This window comes from Myxococcus sp. MH1, assembly GCF_059738865.1.
Window position 1 is genome coordinate 3,534,757 of sequence record NZ_AP026947.1, and the last position, 17,475, is coordinate 3,552,231.

Consider the following 17,475-nt stretch of genomic DNA (forward strand, 5'->3'; position numbering starts at 1 on the left):
CAAGACGCGTTCCTGGATGGCGGCAAGAGTTTGCGCCGTGCCGTGGAGCCAGCGACGCGGGTGGACAGTTGCGCCGGGCAAGGATGTGCCGCTGGGTGGGAATGCTCCAGCCAGGGCAGGGGGCGGCCCACGTATCCCTCTCATGAAGGACTCCCCCCGTCCCTCCCTCTCCCTGTTGCTCTGCATCCTCTGGGTGCCGCTGGCCTCCTGGGCTCAAGCGCTCCCCACCGCCGGTGGCGAGGCCCGCGCCGTCGAAATCGATGTCCAGGCCACGGACGCGGGGACCACCATCGCCGCGGAGGACGCCACGCGCCTGGGCCTGACTCCGGATGGCGGCGCCGTCTCCCTGCTGACGCCTCGTCTGCTGACCGAGTCCCCCGTCTCCTGGCCCGAAGGGCTGCAAGGTGCCCCCAGCGACGTCGGCCTGCTCCTGCGCATCGACGAGCAGGGCGCCGTGGCCGAGGTCACCATGGAGAAGCCCGCCACGCACCCCCAGCTCAACGAGGCCGCCATCCAGGCCGCGAGAGGTCTGCACTTCACCCCGGCCACCCTCGGCGACCGCGCCGTGTCGGTGCGCCTGCCATACGCCTACCACTTCGAGCCTCCAGCTCCGCTGCGCTTCACCCAGTCCCGCCTGCGCGGCGAGGTCCGCGCCCGAGGCACCCGCGAGCCGCTCGTGGACGCCGCCCTGTTCCTCGCGGACGGCGAGGAGCCCGTCGCCATCACCGACCTGGAAGGCCGCTTCGAACTCGAACTGCCCCCGGGCACCCACTCGCTCCGCGTGCGCGCCCCCGGCCATCAGCTCGGTACCTTCGAGGAGTCCCTCACGTCGGGCCAGACGCTCGACGTCATCTACCGCCTCCAGCCCACCCGCGTGAGCCCGTACGAGACGGTGGTGCGTGACACGCGCCCGCGCACCGAGGTCTCCCGCATCACCTTGCAGGAGCAGGAACTGCGCGAGGTGCCCGGCACGCAAGGCGACCCGTTCAAGGTCATCATGCTCATGCCGGGCGTGGCCAGCGTCGCCTCGGGCCTGGGCTATCCCGTGGTGCGAGGCGGTCAGCCCGCCGCCACCGGCTACTACATCGACGGCGTGCGCGTGCCCATGCTGTACCACCTGCTGCTCGGCCCCGCGGTGGTGCACCCCGAGTTCATCGACACCATCGACTTCCATCCCGGCACACCGCCCGTCCAGTACGGACGGCTCCTGGGCGGCGCCGTGGAGGGTCGGCTGAGCAAGCCGCGCGAGGACCGTCCGCACTTCGCCGCGTACGCGGACCTCCTCAACGCGGGCGGCTTCGTCGAGGTCCCCTTCGACAGCACCGGCACCTCCCTCACCGTGTCGGGCCGCTACAGCTACACCGGGCTGCTCATCCCCCTGGCCTACGCCATCTTCAACGACGAGGAGGACAACCCCATCCACGCGGCCTTCTGGGACTACCAGGCCCGCATCGAACAGAAGGTCGGCGCCGGACGGCTGCGCCTGCTCGCGCTGGGCAGCTCCGACGACGCGGGCGAGGCCACCGCCGGTTACGAGGACAGCATGGGCGCCACCATCGTCTCGCGCTTCCACCGCGTGGACCTGCGCGGCACCCATCCCCTCGCGGGCGGCGAAGCGGAGCTCGGCTTCACCGTGGGCCTCGACGAGGTGGCGCTGCTCGGCTACCGGCGCATCATCCTCCGCGAGGAGCGGGGGCCGGAGGAGGTCCTCGCCGGTCGCTACGGCCTGGACCAGCTCACGTTCTCCGCGCGCGCCGGCTGGAAGCGCGAGCTGTCCAAGGACCTCACGGTCCACGTGGGCGCGGACGTGGAGCACCGCCGCGTGGCCACCGCCATTACCGGCTCCGCAAGACCCCCGGGCTGGCGTCCCCAGGATGATGCCCATCCGCTCAAGCAGCCCTCCGCGCTCGCCACCTTCACGGGCGTGTTCGCCGGCGCGACGTGGCGTCCCGCGGAGAAGTGGCTGGTGTCACCCGGCCTGCGCGTGGATGGCTATCACCTGGTCCCCGGCATCCAGCACTTCGTCATCGAGCCACGCCTGGCGGTGCGCCACACGCTGACGTCCACGCTCACCCTCAAGGGCGGCGCCGGGCTCTACCACCAGCCGCCCACCGTGCTGCTCCACCTGCCGGCCATGGACGTGTCGGGCCTGAGCCACGGCGTCCAGGAGGGCGCCCAGTTCGACGTGGGCGCGGAGTGGAAGCTCGGCTCGGGGCTGGAGCTGTCGGGGGACGCCTACTTCAACCCGCTGTTCCGCACGGTGGAGTTCGAGGTGATGGACGTCCTCGAGAACCGCAAGCGCCGGGGCCAGCCGTACGCGGACCCGAAGGCGCGTGGGTACGCGTATGGGTTGGACCTGATGGTCCGCCACCCGCTGGGCCGCGACTGGTTCGGCTGGGTGACGTACAGCTTCCTGCAGAGCAAGCGCCACCGCCGCTTCGCGCGCTACAACGATGACAACAGCATCCGGGAGGTCGCGGAGGGAGAGCTGTCCTTCGCCTTCGAGCAGGCCCACGTCTTCAACGCCGCCGTCAGCTACAAGTTCGGCGACAACTGGACGGTGGGCTCCGTGCTGCACTTCAACACGGGCAGGCCCGAGTCCGGCGAGGTCTCCTCCGTCACCCAGCGCGAGTCGCGCACGTATGATGGCTACCGACTGTGGGTGCGCCAGGACGCGGACCGCGTGGAGCGTCTGCCGGCGTTCTTCCGCGTGGACTTCCGCGTCGCCAAGGCCTGGGCCTACGAGGAGTTCAACGTCGAGGCGTACCTGGACATCCTCAACCTCTCGCTGCAGCAGGAGGTGTTCGCCTACGAGTACAAGCGCAAGGCCGGCAAGCTGCAACGCAACGCGATGGGGTTGCCCGTCATCCTGCCGATGTTCGGCCTGAAGGGGAGCTACTGAAGATGCGCCCATCTCTTCCGAGTCTGGGGTTGTCCGCCGTGCTGCTGCTGCTCGCGCCGGGGTGTGAGCGCTTCCAGGACGACCTCATCTTCGTTTACGGCCGACTGGAGCGGCGCGACGGTTCGTCCGTCACCGACGGCGTGGTGCCCTATGCGAGGACGGCCCACCACGAGCCGCGTGGCGAGGCGAACGTGGAGTACGTCATGCCGGAGTTCATCCACTACGGAGAAGGCGTCACCGACGGCTACGGCGACTTCTTCCTGGAGATGCGCTACGGCGACGTGCAGTCGGCCAACTCGCCGGACCCGGACCTGCACCAGCCCTTCCGCTTCCGGGCGCAGTGGCGGGACGAGACGGGCGCGGGTGTCTTCGCGTCCTTCATCTTCCATGACGACGTGGAGCTGCCCACGCTGCGCATCTGGGATTCACAGCTCGCCGTCTCGTCGGGCGCGGAGGGCTCCGTCGTGAGCTTCGGCGCGCTTCCTCCGGTGCCGGTGCCGCCGCTCACCGGCGAGTACGCCATGACGTCGGACGAGAATCAAGACGTCATCCCGAACCTGCCCACCACACCGGAGCCCGCGCTCTTCATCGTCGATGGCGGCCAGCCCCTGTTCCGGGTGTGGGCGGCGTCGTCCGGGTGGGTCGCCAATCGCTTCGTGCTGGAGGACTTCGCCCAGCCCGCCGTCATGCTGCGGGCCCACTCCCTGGGCGAGTTCATGTTCTACCCGCTGGGAGGCAAGCACAGCCCGCTGGTCTTCCGGGTGGACTGGCGGACGGAGGAGCTTCCGCTGCCGCCCGCGGGGCTCCGGCCCGTGAGCCGCGGCGCGACGTGCCGGCCCGCTCCTTCGAGGGGCGCCTGTCCCTGGACGGACGGGAGGCTGGAGCGCGTCGCGCTGGGCCTCAAGCCGGTGGATGCCTTGACGCTCACGCTCGAGGAGCCTCGGAGCCTGCGTCACGCGGTGGTGCGCGGCGCGGAAGGCAACTTCCTGGGCTTCGTGGTGGAGGGGAGCCTGGACGCCGAGCAGTGGACGCGGATGGGCGTGCTGCGCAACTTCGCGAAGGACTATGTCCCGCCGCCCCTGAACCGCAGGGGGCCGCGCGCCTACAACGAACAGACGCAGTGGGACAGCCCCTTCGACGGGCGGTTCTCCTGGTCCCAGGGACCGCACTTCCTGGAGGGCCCGCTGGAGCCGGTGGGACCGGTGCGCTACGTCCGGCTGCGACCGGCGGGCTTCGACCACGCGGGTGAGGCGCAGGTCTCCGGAGAGATACAGGCCCTGGGCGAGCTGTCCGTTTTCGAGTAGTCGGGCCTAGCCAGCACGCAGGCGCGTGGAGTCCTCCGCGTGCTTCTCCAGCGCCTCGGCGATTCGCGGCGCGTTCCACAGCGGGTCCAGGCACGGGCAGAAGTAGCCCGGGCCCGCCTTCTCGCGCACGGCCCACTCGAAGAAGCCGCGCGCCGTCGCGTGCAGCTCCTCCGGGAGGAAGAGCACCGCCACGTCGTACTCGGTGAAGCGCAACAGGCCCGGGACGCGCCACTCCCGCTCCCAGTCGAAGCGGTAGTTGTAGGGCGCGTTGTGGGAGTCACCCTGGATGTCCACGAAGGGCGTCATGGACCACAGGGGATGCGCCCTGGATTCCGGCGCCGCAAGGGCCTGGTCCACCTGGTGCTTGAGGGACAGGTGCGCGGGCGACGCGTACTGGACGTACCAGACGGGCCCTCCGCCCTGGGAGAGGATGAAGCTCTTGCGGAAGCCGATGCCGTACAGGCTGCGGCGCTGGACGAGCCGGGCGAGCTGGTCCAGGGGGATTTCGCTGAAGCACACCGCGCGGTGACGCTCCGCGACCTGGGGCTCCTTGCGCGCGAGCCCGAAGCCCTGGGCTCCGGGGATGAGCGTGCGCGTGCCCAGGATGTTCATCATGTTCTGGTAGGCGTCATGGAATGGCGCGCCCGGCTTCGTGAAGTGCACCACGAAGTCAGACATGTCCCGCCATTGTGCATTCGCCTGATAGCCCAGCATCGTCCTACCCCCGCGGTACTGTTCCGGAGCGGGGTGGGGCGCGCAACCCGAGTGCAGATGCCTCCCAGATGCCTGTCTGCCCTCCTGCCGGCGATGCGCGATGGGTGGGGACCTCCGTGCGCCGCCCTCGTCGCCTGCTCGGGGTGTCGGGCAGCGGCGTGCATCGCAATCGTTCCCAGGCACGTGGCCGACGGAGCGGTCAGCGGGAGAGCGAGCGATGCGCAACGGAGGATGGTTGTCGCCAGTGGAGCGGGTGCGGCGTCTCGCGTTGTCGCTGGAGCGGCTGGCCGCCCACGGGCTGGCGAGCGGCGCGGTGAGCGGCGCCACCGAGGGGCTGCAGGAAGAGCTGCCGGCGCTCGACGGCACCCTGAAGGAGCTCATCCAGGACACGGTGCTCCTGCTGGCTCGCACGGTGCACGAGGCGAACGAGCATGCGCCAGGTGCCTGGACGCACACGCTCGCGGAGAGCGCGGTCCGGGGCGCGGTGGAGGAGCTGCGGCGCTCGATGCCGGGCGTGGACCTGCTGTCGCGTGAGCTGGTGGAGCGGATGAACGGGTGGCTCGAGCGCACCGCGGAGACGGAGGCGCTGCGCCGCAGGGAGCTGCGCAAGCCTGGCGCCCGGGCCCGGACGATGGCGACCGGCGCGGTGCGGGGCGCGGTGAAGGAGCTGGAGCACGACATGGACCTGGTGGCTCCCATGGCCGCGCAGCTGGCGTCACGTGCGGGGCAGGGGCTCATCGAGGGATTGAGCCAGGCGTTGGAGGCACGGTCCGAGCGGCTCGACGAGGTGCTGGAGCGAGCGGGCCGGCGGTTCGTCCACTCGGTGGTGGAGCAGTTGGAGCTGGAGCTGAAGGCCCGGCGGGAGGGGACGGACCTGGGCGGAGCCGTGGCGGCGATGGCCGAGCGCACGGCGGCGGCGACGGTGAGAGGTGCGTCGGAGGAGCTGCGGCGGCAGGGCGGGGTGGTGCGGGATGCACACCCGGGCTCCGCGCTACGGGCCGCGAGCCGGGACGTGACGCTGGGCGTGCTCTCCGCGTTGTCGGAGCACCTGCGTCGGCCGCTCGCCGTCGTCGCGGGGGCGGGCGGCGCGCTCATGCTCACCGCGCTCACCCTGAAGCGCTGGCGTTGACTCACGGGCTTCGTCCTCGCGTCGCGCGGGGGATGAGTCCGCCGCCGCGAGGAAGACTCGGTGGCGACGTCGAGGGGCGGATGCGGTTCGGCGCCTCGGCGGAGAGGCCAGCTCCGGCGCCCACGCTGATGCCGGGGGAGGCGCGGCGCTTGCTCCGCGAGGCAGGCTCGCCATGGCACCTCCGTCGATGACCGGGCGCGGCACCGATGAGCCTCCCCTGACGCGCCATCCCAGAAGGAGCCCGGGCGAGTCGCGGAGTCCCGGAGGAAGCCCCTTGTGCGGCGACGCTCGGTGGCGACTACGATGGTCCGCCATGCTCCGCTTCCGCTCGCTGTCTCTGGTGGCCCTGTTCACGCTGGTCGTCGCGCCCCTGGCGCTCGCCGCCGCGGGTCCCCGGTTGCAGGCCTTCTTCCAGCCCGACCTCACGAACGTCGCCTACCAGCAGAAGGTCTATGCGCAGGTCGCCGGCAAGTGGAAGCAGCCAGGACGCAAGAGCGTGCCCGTCGTGGGGCGCAAGGCGGTGGTCCAGGCGGTGATTGGACGGGACGGCAAGCTCGTCTCGGCGGTCGTGGGCGTGGAGTCTGGCTCCAAGGCCTGGGACGCCGCCGCGCTGTCGGCCGTTCAGAAGGCCGCGCCTTTCGCGCCGCTGCCGGCGGACTATGTACTGCCGACGTTGGATGCCCACTTCCACGTCGAGTGGACCGCCTCTCCTTGAACATCCCGCCGCGTCGCATCGCTTCGGAGCCATCGATGACCCTCGGGTTGCCGCGCTTCGCCCTCGTGGTCGTCCTGTTCCTGTTGGCCGCGCCGCCTGTCGAGGCGGCCCGTGCGCCTCGACGCGTCACGAGCGCGACCAGCGTCATCGGCGTCTGGAAGGAGTCCCAGCACCTCTACGTGAAGGGCGACGTCGGCGTCACCGACGACCAGCTCGAGGACCTGGAGGCGTGGCTCACGGAGGAAGCGCCGCGCTGGACCGTGGTGTTGATGTCGGACGCGGAAGGGGAGCGCTACGTCGACGCCGAGGGGACGACCTTCCGCGACATCGACGCCGCGCTGCACGCGCTGGGCAAGGGCCTGTCGAACCGGACGGGCTTCGGCGCGCTGAAGAACCCCCGGACGAGGGAGCCCGATGGCACCGTGCTGTTGATCTCCCTGGCGGAGCGCCGCTTGTCGTACTTCGCCTCGGAGACCAAGGACCAACGCCGGCTGGGCGAGGACCGCTGGGCAGGCTCGCTGGACGCCCGCGCCGTCGAGGCCATGCGCAACGGCGGCCGCCTCATCGACGCGGTGAAGAACACCGTCGACTCCATCGAGACCCAGCTGCGCGCCGCCCTGGACAGGGAGGAGCTCGAGCGGACCCGTCGCATCGAGGCGCTGAGGGCGAGTCTCGTGGCGCTCCAGAAGGAGCTCCCCGGGCTCGAGGAGCGTCGCGCCTCGGTCTTCAGGTCGGCGATACCGCCGGGATTGTCCGCGGCAGCCGTCGACCTCCAGGCCGCGGGCAAGACGCTCCTCCAGGCGCTCGCGCTGCTCACGCCGCCGGAGAAGGCGGACCTCGCCAGGGCGACGTCCCTGCATGACGGGCTGCGCGCGGACCTGGAGGGGCTGCGCGCGGCGATGGAGTCCCATCGGCTCGCGAGCGACCGATTGAAGGTCCTGGAGGCCGCGCTGGAGAGCCTGCCCGGGCACCGCTACGCGGGCTTCGCGAAGCCGCAGCTAGAGGCGCTGGACACGGCGGTGGAGAATGCCAACGCCGCGGTCCGCGACATGTCGCCGTCCCATCGCGACGCGCTCGTCGCCGCCGAGTCTGCTCGCGTGAAGGTCGCCGAGGCCCTGACGTCCGCGGAGAAGGACGAGCGCCGGCTCGTGGAGATCGACGAGGCGCTCAAGGCCCTCGAGGCGCTGCCGACCGCGGAGGCCGTCCAGGACGCGCTCACGAGGGCGAGGGCCGCGCAGAAGAAGGCTCGCGAGACGTTCGAGTCCCGCTCGCAGCTGCATCGCCACGCGATGGACGAGAGCGAAGAGGCGCTCCGGCGGGCGGAGCGGGAGACCCAGAAGGCGCGGAAGGCCCGGCGGATGCGGGACACGGGGGCCACGGCGGGTGGCGCGGGGCTGCTGCTCGCGGGCGTGCTGGCGCGCCGTCGTCGCAACGCGAGCCGACGCACGGCCATCGAACAACACGAGCGCTTCCGCACCGTCGTCGACGAGAAGACCCAGGCGCTGTTCGACCTGCTGGAGCGCACGCACCTGGTGGCGGGCAAGTCCCGCGACGACATCGCGCGGCGCTTCGAGGGGCTCACGCGCGAGCGGGGACAGCAGCTCGCGTCCAATGTGGACGAGCTCTTCCTGCTGGTGACGGCCGCCGCGCGGGTGCTGCACCGGGCCGAGGACCTGCTCGCGGGCTCGGGCCCGTTGCACGGGCTGGGCGCGCACCTGGGCACCTCGCGCTACGAGAAGGTCACCGAGCTGCTGCGCGACGCGCCCATCGTCTTCCACCCGGATGAAGGCGTGGAAGGCGTCCTGCGCGGGCCGCGCTCGCACGCCCAGCGACTCATCGGAGACGTGAAGAGCTATCAGCCGTTCTCGCTCTCGTTCCTGGACCTGCTGGAGGCGTTCAACTCCCACGCGGAGCGGGGGCTGCGGCTCGTGGAGGCCCTCGAGAGTGTCCCCCAGGTCGCGCTGGACGCGGTGAACGCGCTGGAGACGTTCTGCGCCCGGCTGCGCTCGCTGACGCCCGGGGCGGAGGTGCTCCGGGTGAAGCAGGTGGTCGCGCTCGTGGCGCCGTCGCTGGAGACGCTCGTCGCGGCCGCGCGCCCGCTGCTGGCCAAGGACCCGATGGCCGCGGTGGAGGGACCGCTGACGGAGGGCGGACGGCGTCTGGAGGACGCCGAGGCGCTCGTGGCGGTGATGGAGGCGGCCGTGGGGCAGGTGGCTCCCGCGGTGGAGCGCGCGGGGGCGGCGCTGGTGAAGGCGGGCCTGTCGCGTCGGTGGCTGGAGGATGCGCTCGCGGCTCGGGGCGAGGCGACGGAGGAGGTGGCGCAGGCGCTGCTCCAGGCTCCCGCGGGGGACTCGGTCGCGGTGCTGGCGCGGTCCTTCACGGCCCTGGCCGGCCAGGCGGCGGAGACCTCCGAGCTGGTGACGCTCGCGGCGCGCGCACAGGACGAGCTCGGCCGCGCGCAGAAGGAGACGGCGTCGGCGCGCGAGGCGCTGGGGCGTGAGCTGGACAAGCCCGCGTCGGCGCTCTTGAACGAGCCGGAGTCGAACCCGACGGACCGGCACTCGGTCGGCACGAACCTGCTGGCCACGGGGCGCGAGGCGCTCGCCGAGGGCCGGCTGGAGACGGCGCGCGAGGCGCTGGACGCCGTGCTCGCCCGCGTGGACGAGGTGCGCGCCATCATCGCGAGCAGTCGCGAGGCCCGGAAGACCTTCGCCTCCCGACGGGACGCCTGTCGCGAAGAGGCCCGGCGACTGGAGACGCGGGTGGCGGAGGGCACCGTGCTGCTCGAGTCGCTGCTGAAGCGCTACCGGCCCACCGCGCTGCGCCTTCGCCCCGAGGACCCCGTGCACCCCGAGGCCAACGGCACCGTCCAGGACAACCTGACGGAGGTCGTCCGGCACCGCCTCGACGCCGCGAGCAAGCTCAAGGCCGCGGAGCTGGCCTTCGCCGAGGCGCGGCTGCTCGCCTCCGCGGACCTGCTGGGCCAGGTGGAGCGCCTCCACGCGCTCAGCCATGCCCGTCTGCTGGAGGTCGATGAGAAGGCGCGACGACTCCAGGCCGCGGAGGAGCACAACGCGGGCGTCCTGCTGGCCGCCCGGGGCCTGCTCGCGGCCTGCACCGCCGATGTCTCCGACGCCCGGGTGAAGCGGTCCACCGTGAAGGCTCGGGACGCGGCCCAGGGGCTCCTCCAGGCGGCCGTGCAGACCACGGAGGCGCGGCCCGCGGACCCGTTCGCCGCCGGAGAGAAGCTCGCCGCCGCGTGTCTGTCATTGGAGCAGGTGCGCCAGTCCGTCGCCCGGGACAGGGCCCAGCACGCGCAGGCCCAGGACAGCCTGGCGTCGGCGGAGCGGGCCGTGTCCTCGGCGGACGTGTGGATCCGCCAGTCCGCCAATGACGGCATCGCCGACAGCCGGGCGACGGTGGTGGCGGTCAATGCCCTCCTGTCCCTGGGCAAGGACCTGTCCAAGGCCCAGGCGGAGTTCGGCAAGCCCCACAACGACTGGGCGGCGGTCGACACGCTGGCCGGACGCATCGCCGCCGACGCGGCCCGCAGGACGGCGGACCTGCGCGGAGAGCTGCGCTCCGCCGAGCAGGCCGCCAACGCCATCTCGGGCGCCGCCGAACTGGTGCTCCAGGCGAGCTCGTGGCGGGGGCGGCCCGGAGGCTCCTACCTCGACGAGGCCCGGCGCTCGCTGGACCGGGGCCTGTACGTCGAGGCCGAGCAGTCCGCGGGCAGGGCCTCCCGCGCCGCGTCCGACGCCATCGTGGAGGCGGAGGAGGAGCGCCGCCGCGAGGAGGAGCGCTCCCGCGCATCGTCGTGGTCCTCGTCCTCCTCGTCCTCTTCGTCGTGGTCCTCGTCCTCGTCGTCCTCCTCGTCGAGCAGCGGCTCCGGCTTCTCCAGCTCTTCCTACGGAGGCGGCTCTTCGGGGAGCGGCTCGGGTTTCGGCAGCTCAAGTTGGTAATCCCGGGCTATGGTGCGCGCCCATGGCAACTCCTCATATCTCCGCCGCACCCGGCGACTTCGCCGACGTGGTGCTGATGCCCGGTGACCCCCTCCGGGCTCGCTACATCTCCGAGCGCTTCCTGGAGGACGCCCGGGGCGTCACCTCCGTGCGCAACATGTTCGGCTTCACGGGCACCTATCAGGGCCGTCGCCTGTCGGTGATGGGGCACGGCATGGGGGTGCCCTCCATCTCCATCTACGCCACGGAGCTCATCAAGGTGTACGGCGCCCGCACGCTCATCCGCGTGGGCAGCTGCGGCGCGCTGCGTCCGGACGTGAAGCTGCGCGACGTCATCGTGGCCACCGGCGCGGGCACCGACTCCAAGGTGAACCGGATGCGGCTGTTGGACCATGACTTCGCGGCCGTGGCGGACTTCGAGCTCGCCCGCTGGGCCGTGGAGGCGGCCGAGCGTCGCAACAAGCCGGTGCGTGCGGGCTCCGTCTTCACCTCCGACCTGTTCTACCACCCCCAGGAGCAGCTCAACGCCGCGCTGGTGCGCATGGGTGTGCTCGCCATCGAGATGGAGGTCGCGGGCCTGTACGGCGTGGCGGCCGAGTTCGGTGCGCGCGCGCTGGGCCTGCTGACGGTGTCGGACCACCTGCAGACCGGGGAGCACCTGTCGCCCCAGGACCGGCAGACGACGTTCGACGAGATGATCGAACTGGCGCTTGACGTCGCGCTCAAGGTCCCGCCGCCGGCCCCCTGACGCCTCCCTTCCTGCTCGGCAAGTGTGGTGGGGGCCACTCCAGGTGGCCCCCTGGGCCGGGAGGGCGCCAAAAAATCCGGGGAGGGGCTTTGTGCTCGAACGAATCTCGGGCAATCCTTCGCCCCGGTGCGTTACCCCCTTTGGCTCCTTCTGGTCTGCGCCGGCTGTGCCGGGCGCGTGGTTCCCCACTCTGGCGGCGAGTCCGCCCTGGCCTCCGTGCGTTCAGAAGGACTGACGCAGGGGAGTCAGGAGGCACCGCCGGCGGTCGTGCCGTCGCCGGTCGCCGTCGAGACAGCCGCCGTGCCTGTCGCCGCGGAGGCTCCGGCCGAGGGCTGCTCCTTGTCCGAGGAGGACCTGGAGGGCGAGGACGAGACGGCGGAGGCCGGCGAGGGGGAGGGCGACGACGGCGAGGGTGAGACGCCGGTGGTGGGCGGCGAGGTGCCCACGGGGCCGCTGTACACGGCGGACATCTCCGACGAGGAGCTGGCGCGGCGCTGGAAGGACGACATCGCGTCGCTGGGCTCCATGGCGGTGGGCTTCGCGCACAGTGGCCGGCTGGTGAACTCGGTGCAGTTCCCGAAGGGGGAGGGCGCCGACTGGCTCGTGGTGCAGCCCGAGATCGCGTGGGGCACGCAGGAGAGCATCGACTACCTCATCACCGCGATTCGGGAGGTGCGCTCGCGCTTCCCGGAGGCGCCGCCCATCCGCGTCAACGGCATCAGCAACAAGGAGGGTGGCTACAAGCGCCCCCACAAGAGCCACCAGAACGGCCGCGACGTGGACGTCGGCTTCTACTACCCGACGGTGGACCCCATCCGTGAGCGCGAGCGCGAGAAGTACATCAACGTGCCGCTCAACTGGGCGTTCATCCGCGCGGTGGTGACGAAGACGGACATCCAGCTCATCCTCGTGGACAAGCGCGTGCAGAAGGTCCTGTACGACTACGCGCTGTCGGCGGGCGAGGACAAGGCGTGGCTGGATTCGTTGTTCCACCCGGCGGGCATCATCCGGCACGCGCGTCGGCACCGGGACCATTTCCACCTGCGCTTCCACAACCCGAAGGCGCAGGAGCTGGGGCGCCGGGTGCAGCCGTTGCTGTCGCTGCAGCCCGAGCACAACGTGACGACGCACCGGATCCGCTCGGGTGACACGCTGGGTGGCATCGCGCTTCGGTACAACTCGTCGGTGGCGCTGATTCGCAAGGCGAACCGGATGAAGGGCAGCTTCCTGCGCGCCGGTCAGCGCCTGGCGGTGCCGCTGCGAGGGCCGTGCACGCACTGCCCCGTGCCGCCGCCCTTCGTGTTGCCGCCGCGCATGCTGCCGCCCGAGCCGAAGGCCCCGCTGGTCGCGTCGGTGGGCGCGGTGGCGGCGACCGAGGCGAAGGCCGTGACGGATTGCGCGAAGCCCGTGCCGGCTCCGGCGCCGGGCACGCAGGTGGCGAAGTCCACCGCGTCCGCGCAGCCCGCCGCGGTGGGCGCCGAGTCGATGAACGCTGCCGCCGCCGTGCAGGCCGGTGCCGCGTCCGTGAGCAATGCCGCCGCCGTGCAGGCCGGTGCCGCGTCCGTGAGCAATGCCACCGTGCAGGTGGCGGGCACGCCGGTGAACGCCGCCGCGGGCCCTGTGGCGGGCACGCCGGTGAACGCCGCGGTGCAGGCGGGTGCCGAGTCCGTGAACAGCGCCGCCGCCGTGCAGGCCGGTGTCACGCCGATGAACGCGGCCTCGGTCGAGCCGGCTCGGGCCGTGGTGGCCCCCGCGGGCGCGGCAGCGCCGAAGCCGACGGTGATGCCCGCGTCCGCGCGCGAGCCGTCCGAAGGCGCGTCCGTGGGAATCACGCACGGACGCTGAGCCGGTTCGAGGTGCCTCGACGTGGGGCCAGTGCGGTGGCCCCACGTGAGCCCTGCTCGAGTCGCCAACTCGCGACCGACAGTCTCCGCTAGAACGGAATCCGCAGCCCCACGTCCGCGGCGGGGATGAGCTTCCACTGGGTCCGCTCATCCAGCCGGACGACGACCACCGGCAGGCGCCCGCCCACCGTCACGGCCATCTGCGGCACCACGTACAGCGCGAACGACGCGACGGGCGCGGCCGACGGGCCCATCGTCCAGCCCGAGTCTCCGTCCCCCGTCTGCACCACCACCTGCAACCCCGCCTCGACGCCCAGCGCCAGCTCCGTGTAGCGGTAGCGCTTCTTGAGCGCATAGCCCACCGTCAGGCCCGTGGTGAACTCACGGTTCTCCTCGTGCGGCCCCTGGCCCACCTCCAGCGCGAACGTCAGTCCCTGCAGCGCCTTGGACAGCTCCGCGCGGAACGCCAGCAGCGCGCCCGCGGGGTCCACCACCGTGTGGCGCATCCCCGCCGTCAACGTCAGCTCCCGGTCCCCGGGCGTCGCGGGCACATACGGCGAGATCTCCAGCGGCGCAGACGCGCGGGCCGAATCAAGCGTGCGCCCCTCGGTGACCGGCTCGGGAGAGCGGGCCACGAGGGGCTCGGGGGCGTTCTGATTCTCGGTCAGCGCGGCGGCGGCGACACGTTGCTCCACCGAGCCCCAGGGCCTCGGCTCCTGGGTCGGGTCCGGCTCCGGTGGCGGTGCCTCCTCGGGTGGGGCCTGTGTCTCCTCCGGCGTCGGCTCCAGCCACTGCCACTCCTCCGGTGACGCGATGACCACCTTGCGCGAGATGGGCACCGGATGGCTCCCCTTGAGGCCGGCGAGGGTGGGCGATGGCGGCGCCAGCTTCAGGTCGTCCCAGCGCACCTTGCTGACCTGTCCGGCCGCGGCGTTCACCGCGCCCACGTGCTGTCGTCCCGCTCGCCACGCTCGCAGCTCGTACTCGCCCGGAGGCACGGCGAGCCGAGGCACCGCGCCCGGCCCCAGCTCCGCGAGCACCTGTCCTCGCCCCGGCTTCAACAGCAGCGCGCGCTCGAAGTCCGACGGCAGCTCCAACGCCGTGCCCGGGCTCGGAAGCTGCGTGAGCACCAGCTCCCCCTTGCCCGTCAGCCGGTAGTCGTACGCCGGATGCTGCGCGCCCGTCAGCACGTCCGCGGTGGACGAGACGGTGTGCGCATACGCGTATTGATACGCCTCCGCCAACGTCACCAGCCCGTCTCCGGACGAGTCCGCCGCGCCGCGCAGCCCCGACACCAGATGGTGCGTGAAGAGCGAGCCGCCCACCTCCCGCGACTCCAGCGCCAGCTCGTCCTCCGCGCTGGACGTCAGCAGCGCGTGCCCGGTGCTGTGCACCTCATCCGTCAGCCGCAGCTCGAACGAGGGACCCGGGCGGCCTCCCTTGAAGCGCAGCAGGGCGCCGCTGCGGCAGCTGTCGACGATGGCCAGCCGCACGTCCGCGCGCGTCGCGTCCAGCCAGCGCCGCAGCTCCGAGTACAGCAGCCGCTCCGTGCCCAGCTCCAGCGCCACGCCGTCCGAGTGTCCGGAGAAATAGAACAACAGCACCACGCGCGTGTCCGGCTGACGGCGCAGGGCCTCGACCTTGCGAGCCGCCTCGTCCAGCGCGTACCGCACCGGCGCCAGCCCCTGACCCTTCAGGATGATGAGGTCCGAGGGCGCCACGTCCCCCAGCTCCGACAGCACGCCCGCGAGCTTCGTGGCGTCGGCCTCCGCGTAGCGCAGGGGCGGCCGCTCCCCGCTGCCCACGTTGTGGCCCACCAACACGGCGATGCGTCGGGTACCCGCCTCGACGGGCAGGGACGCGCACAGCACCGCGGCGACGACGAGGCAGCGCAGAGAGGTCATCACGGCTGGGTCTTCTCGAAGAGGAAGGTGGCTTGTGCTCCCGCGGCGACCGGCAACCGCCTGCGGTCCCGGATGACTTCCGCGCCTCCGGTGGAGAGCTCGCGCAGCGCCGGCGCGACCGACTCGAACGACAAGGGCTGGCGGGAGAACAGCGCGAACAGTCGCTCGGGTCCCGGGGCGTTGTCGAGCACCACGCTCCCCGGAATCTCCACCGGCAACCCCCGCGACGGCAACTGCACGCTCTCATGTCCACCGAAGGGGTAGTAGGTGTTCACCTGTCCGGCGCCATCCACCGACACCACCAGCACGTAGGGCAGGCCCAGCCCCTCCACGACGAAGCGCACCTGGTCCCCTGGGGCCAGGGCCTCGCCTTCCTCCACCTTCCACGTCCGCTCGCCCCGGTGGGCGAAGAGCTGGAGCATCGCGCCGCCCTTCACCGCGAGCTCGGGCTCCTGGGGTGAGGGCACCGCGACCAGCGCGAACAGCAGCACCACCGCCGAGGCCAGCGCGAGCGCGGGAGCCCACCAGCGCCAGTTGCTCCAGGGCATCCCGCGCGGGGAGGGGAGCTGGGCGCGGGGGAGCACGTGGGCGGTGAAGTGCCGGCGGTGGGAGGCGAGCTCCTCGGAGCGGGCGCGACAGGTGAGACAGGTGTCCAGGTGGGCCTGCGTGGTGGCGCGCTCCGGAGGGGGAAGCGCGTCCATCGCGAGGGCCTCCAGCTTGAGGCTGGAGACGTGAGGGGGGGCGTTCATGAGGGGGGCCTCCCGGCGAGCGCGTGGGCGTGCCGGTGGAAGTCTGCGAGCCGGTTGACGACGGTGCGACGGGAGATTCCGAGGAGCTGGGCCACCTCTTCCTGCGTCATCCCGTCGGCGAGGTGGAGCCAGGCGACCTCGGCCACCTTGGGGGGCGCGGTGGTGATGAGGCGGCGGGCGAGGTCCCGGTCTTCCAGCAGGCGCTCGCTGTCGACGCCGGGCACGTCGGGCAGCTCCTCCACGGGCACCGCGCGGCGGCGCCTGTCCCGGGCCTGGTTGAGGCAGTAGTTGGTGGCCACGCGGTAGATCCACGCGAGGGCGTGCTGGGCATCCGGGGCGCGGTCCAGCTGGCGGTGCAGCCGGAGGAAGGTCTCCTGCGCCGCATCGGCCGCAGCGGCGTCATCGCCCAGGATCTGGCGACAGCGGGCGTACAGGGAGGGCCCGTAGGTGCGGTACAGCGTGTGGAGACGGTCTTCGGACATGGTGGTTTCGCGATCCGGCCTCCCTACCAACACCGGGGGTGGGCGGATTGCGCAAGGGCCCCTCCGGACGCGGCCGGTGTGGTACCACGGGGGCGCCCATGGCCCTCCCCCCCCGTCGAGGCCCCTCGCTGGCGCACAAGGCCCGCCAGCGCACACCCGGCCACCACTACAACGCGAGCTTCCTGTCCGCCCTGGACAAGGAGGCCATCCTGACCTGGCTGGGAGGGCTGCACCCGCTGTGGGAGGAGCGCTTCTCGAAGCACTTCCCGCCGCCGCCGGGGCAGCAGCAGCGGCGCCTGCTCCGACCGGTGTACTGGCTGGGCAACTGGCAGTTCGCGTGCCTGGACTACTACCGGCCGCCCAAGGGCGTCTGGAACCGGTGCGTGAAGGCGGAGCCGTTCCCGGAGGTGCTCCAGCGGCAGGTGACCAAGATCGAGGAGCTGGCGCGGCGCATGTTCCGGGGGCCGGACATGCCCAAGGGCTGGCACCTCAATACGTGTCTGGTGAACTTCTACGGCAACCGGCTGGAGGAGGACCGCTGGGTGGACACGGCGCGGGTGGGCGAGCACAAGGACTTCGAGCCCGGCCCGGTGGCGTCGCTGTCCTTCGGCGAGCGGGCGCTCATCCAGTTCGTGACGTCCTCTCGGCCCGGTGAGCGGGACGCGGTGGTGCTGGAGCAGTGGCTGGACGACGGGGCGCTGGAGCTGTTCGGCGGGACGCGGTGGAAGGAGGAGACGTTCCACCGGGTGCAGCGGGTGGACACGCGCGCGGGGCATGACCTGGCGCCGAAGCTGCCGGACTTCCGCACGCGCCGCATCAACCTGACGTTCCGCTACGTGCCCGACGAGCACGTGACGCCGTTCTTCAAGCTGTCGCCCGAGGCGCGCGAGGACGTGCGCGGCTACATGCGCACCCTGGCAGAGGGCAGCGCGTTCTTCCGCGCGGAGCTGGCGCGGGAGCAGACCGCCACGCCCTGAAGGCCGTGCGCCGTCGAAGCCGCGCGCGGCAGGGCGAGCGCCACG

General features: G+C 71.9%; 12 protein-coding genes. 8 read left to right on the plus strand and 4 right to left on the minus strand.

Annotation, left to right across the window (positions count from 1 at the left end; translation table 11 throughout):
* Positions 1–142: 142 nt before the first annotated feature.
* Both AC6JA9_RS14225 and AC6JA9_RS14230 read left to right on the plus strand, forming a co-directional pair.
* Positions 143–2,902 carry a TonB-dependent receptor domain-containing protein gene (locus AC6JA9_RS14225; protein ID WP_497959925.1) on the plus strand — a complete coding sequence of 920 codons (2,760 nt, stop codon included), beginning with the start codon at positions 143–145 and terminating at the stop codon, positions 2,900–2,902.
* 2 nt (positions 2,903–2,904) lie between these two features.
* Complete coding sequence (locus AC6JA9_RS14230; protein WP_497959926.1) at positions 2,905–4,206, plus strand: hypothetical protein; 1,302 nt, start codon at positions 2,905–2,907, stop codon at positions 4,204–4,206.
* A 6-nt stretch (positions 4,207–4,212) separates the two neighbouring features.
* Here the strand turns inward: AC6JA9_RS14230 and AC6JA9_RS14235 are convergent, their stop codons facing one another.
* Positions 4,213–4,884 carry an abortive infection system antitoxin AbiGi family protein gene (locus tag AC6JA9_RS14235; protein WP_473570701.1) on the minus strand — a complete coding sequence of 224 codons (672 nt, stop codon included), beginning with the start codon at positions 4,882–4,884 and terminating at the stop codon, positions 4,213–4,215.
* A gap of 253 nt (positions 4,885–5,137) precedes the next feature.
* Here AC6JA9_RS14235 and AC6JA9_RS14240 point away from each other — a divergent pair, with 253 nt between their 5' ends.
* The 5 genes from AC6JA9_RS14240 to AC6JA9_RS14260 all read left to right on the plus strand — a co-directional run bounded on the left by AC6JA9_RS14240 (position 5,138) and on the right by AC6JA9_RS14260 (position 13,319).
* On the plus strand, positions 5,138–6,049 hold the full coding sequence (locus AC6JA9_RS14240; RefSeq protein ID WP_426747025.1) for a hypothetical protein: 912 nt from the start codon (positions 5,138–5,140) through the stop codon (positions 6,047–6,049).
* Positions 6,050–6,362: 313 nt separating this feature from the next.
* The gene (locus AC6JA9_RS14245; protein WP_497959927.1) at positions 6,363–6,764 is read left to right on the plus strand and encodes a TonB family protein; all 402 of its coding nucleotides are present in this window, start codon (positions 6,363–6,365) and stop codon (positions 6,762–6,764) included.
* A 35-nt stretch (positions 6,765–6,799) separates the two neighbouring features.
* A complete protein-coding gene (locus tag AC6JA9_RS14250) occupies positions 6,800–10,726 on the plus strand; it encodes a coiled-coil domain-containing protein (protein ID WP_497959928.1) in 3,927 nt (1,308 codons plus the stop codon).
* Between the two features lie 22 nt (positions 10,727–10,748).
* Positions 10,749–11,474 carry a purine-nucleoside phosphorylase gene (deoD, locus tag AC6JA9_RS14255; RefSeq protein ID WP_141328160.1) on the plus strand — a complete coding sequence of 242 codons (726 nt, stop codon included), beginning with the start codon at positions 10,749–10,751 and terminating at the stop codon, positions 11,472–11,474.
* Between the two features lie 267 nt (positions 11,475–11,741).
* Positions 11,742–13,319 (plus strand): LysM peptidoglycan-binding domain-containing protein, encoded by a 1,578-nt coding sequence (locus AC6JA9_RS14260; protein WP_497959930.1) that lies wholly within the window; start codon positions 11,742–11,744, stop codon positions 13,317–13,319.
* 88 nt (positions 13,320–13,407) lie between these two features.
* Here the strand turns inward: AC6JA9_RS14260 and AC6JA9_RS14265 are convergent, their stop codons facing one another.
* Genes AC6JA9_RS14265 through AC6JA9_RS14275 form a run of 3 tightly spaced genes read right to left on the minus strand, consistent with a single transcriptional unit; the run spans position 13,408 to position 16,453 of the window.
* Positions 13,408–15,222 (minus strand): caspase family protein, encoded by a 1,815-nt coding sequence (locus AC6JA9_RS14265; RefSeq protein ID WP_223751319.1) that lies wholly within the window; start codon positions 15,220–15,222, stop codon positions 13,408–13,410.
* Positions 15,222–15,971 (minus strand): DUF4384 domain-containing protein, encoded by a 750-nt coding sequence (locus AC6JA9_RS14270; protein WP_223751279.1) that lies wholly within the window; start codon positions 15,969–15,971, stop codon positions 15,222–15,224. Before AC6JA9_RS14270 ends, AC6JA9_RS14265 begins: the two co-directional genes overlap by 1 nt.
* Positions 15,968–16,453, minus strand: a complete 486-nt coding sequence (locus AC6JA9_RS14275; RefSeq protein ID WP_141328153.1) for an RNA polymerase sigma factor — start codon at positions 16,451–16,453, stop codon at positions 15,968–15,970. Before AC6JA9_RS14275 ends, AC6JA9_RS14270 begins: the two co-directional genes overlap by 4 nt.
* Before the next feature lie 98 nt (positions 16,454–16,551).
* Here AC6JA9_RS14275 and AC6JA9_RS14280 point away from each other — a divergent pair, with 98 nt between their 5' ends.
* Entirely contained in the window at positions 16,552–17,430 is an 879-nt protein-coding gene (locus AC6JA9_RS14280; RefSeq protein ID WP_223751280.1) for an alpha-ketoglutarate-dependent dioxygenase AlkB, read from the plus strand.
* Positions 17,431–17,475: the final 45 nt, after the last annotated feature.

Excerpts from the sequence above, each read along its gene's own strand:
- AC6JA9_RS14265 (WP_223751319.1), bottom strand. The coding sequence starts at position 15,222 with ATGACCTCTCTGCGCTGCCTCGTCGTCGCCGCGGTGCTGTGCGCGTCC.
- AC6JA9_RS14275 (WP_141328153.1), bottom strand. The coding sequence starts at position 16,453 with ATGTCCGAAGACCGTCTCCACACGCTGTACCGCACCTACGGGCCCTCC.
- AC6JA9_RS14240 (WP_426747025.1), top strand. The coding sequence starts at position 5,138 with ATGCGCAACGGAGGATGGTTGTCGCCAGTGGAGCGGGTGCGGCGTCTC.
- AC6JA9_RS14280 (WP_223751280.1), top strand. The coding sequence starts at position 16,552 with ATGGCCCTCCCCCCCCGTCGAGGCCCCTCGCTGGCGCACAAGGCCCGC.
- AC6JA9_RS14225 (WP_497959925.1), top strand. The coding sequence starts at position 143 with ATGAAGGACTCCCCCCGTCCCTCCCTCTCCCTGTTGCTCTGCATCCTC.
- AC6JA9_RS14270 (WP_223751279.1), bottom strand. The coding sequence starts at position 15,971 with ATGAACGCCCCCCCTCACGTCTCCAGCCTCAAGCTGGAGGCCCTCGCG.
- AC6JA9_RS14250 (WP_497959928.1), top strand. The coding sequence starts at position 6,800 with ATGACCCTCGGGTTGCCGCGCTTCGCCCTCGTGGTCGTCCTGTTCCTG.
- AC6JA9_RS14245 (WP_497959927.1), top strand. The coding sequence starts at position 6,363 with ATGCTCCGCTTCCGCTCGCTGTCTCTGGTGGCCCTGTTCACGCTGGTC.
- deoD (WP_141328160.1), top strand. The coding sequence starts at position 10,749 with ATGGCAACTCCTCATATCTCCGCCGCACCCGGCGACTTCGCCGACGTG.
- AC6JA9_RS14235 (WP_473570701.1), bottom strand. The coding sequence starts at position 4,884 with ATGTCTGACTTCGTGGTGCACTTCACGAAGCCGGGCGCGCCATTCCAT.
- AC6JA9_RS14230 (WP_497959926.1), top strand. The coding sequence starts at position 2,905 with ATGCGCCCATCTCTTCCGAGTCTGGGGTTGTCCGCCGTGCTGCTGCTG.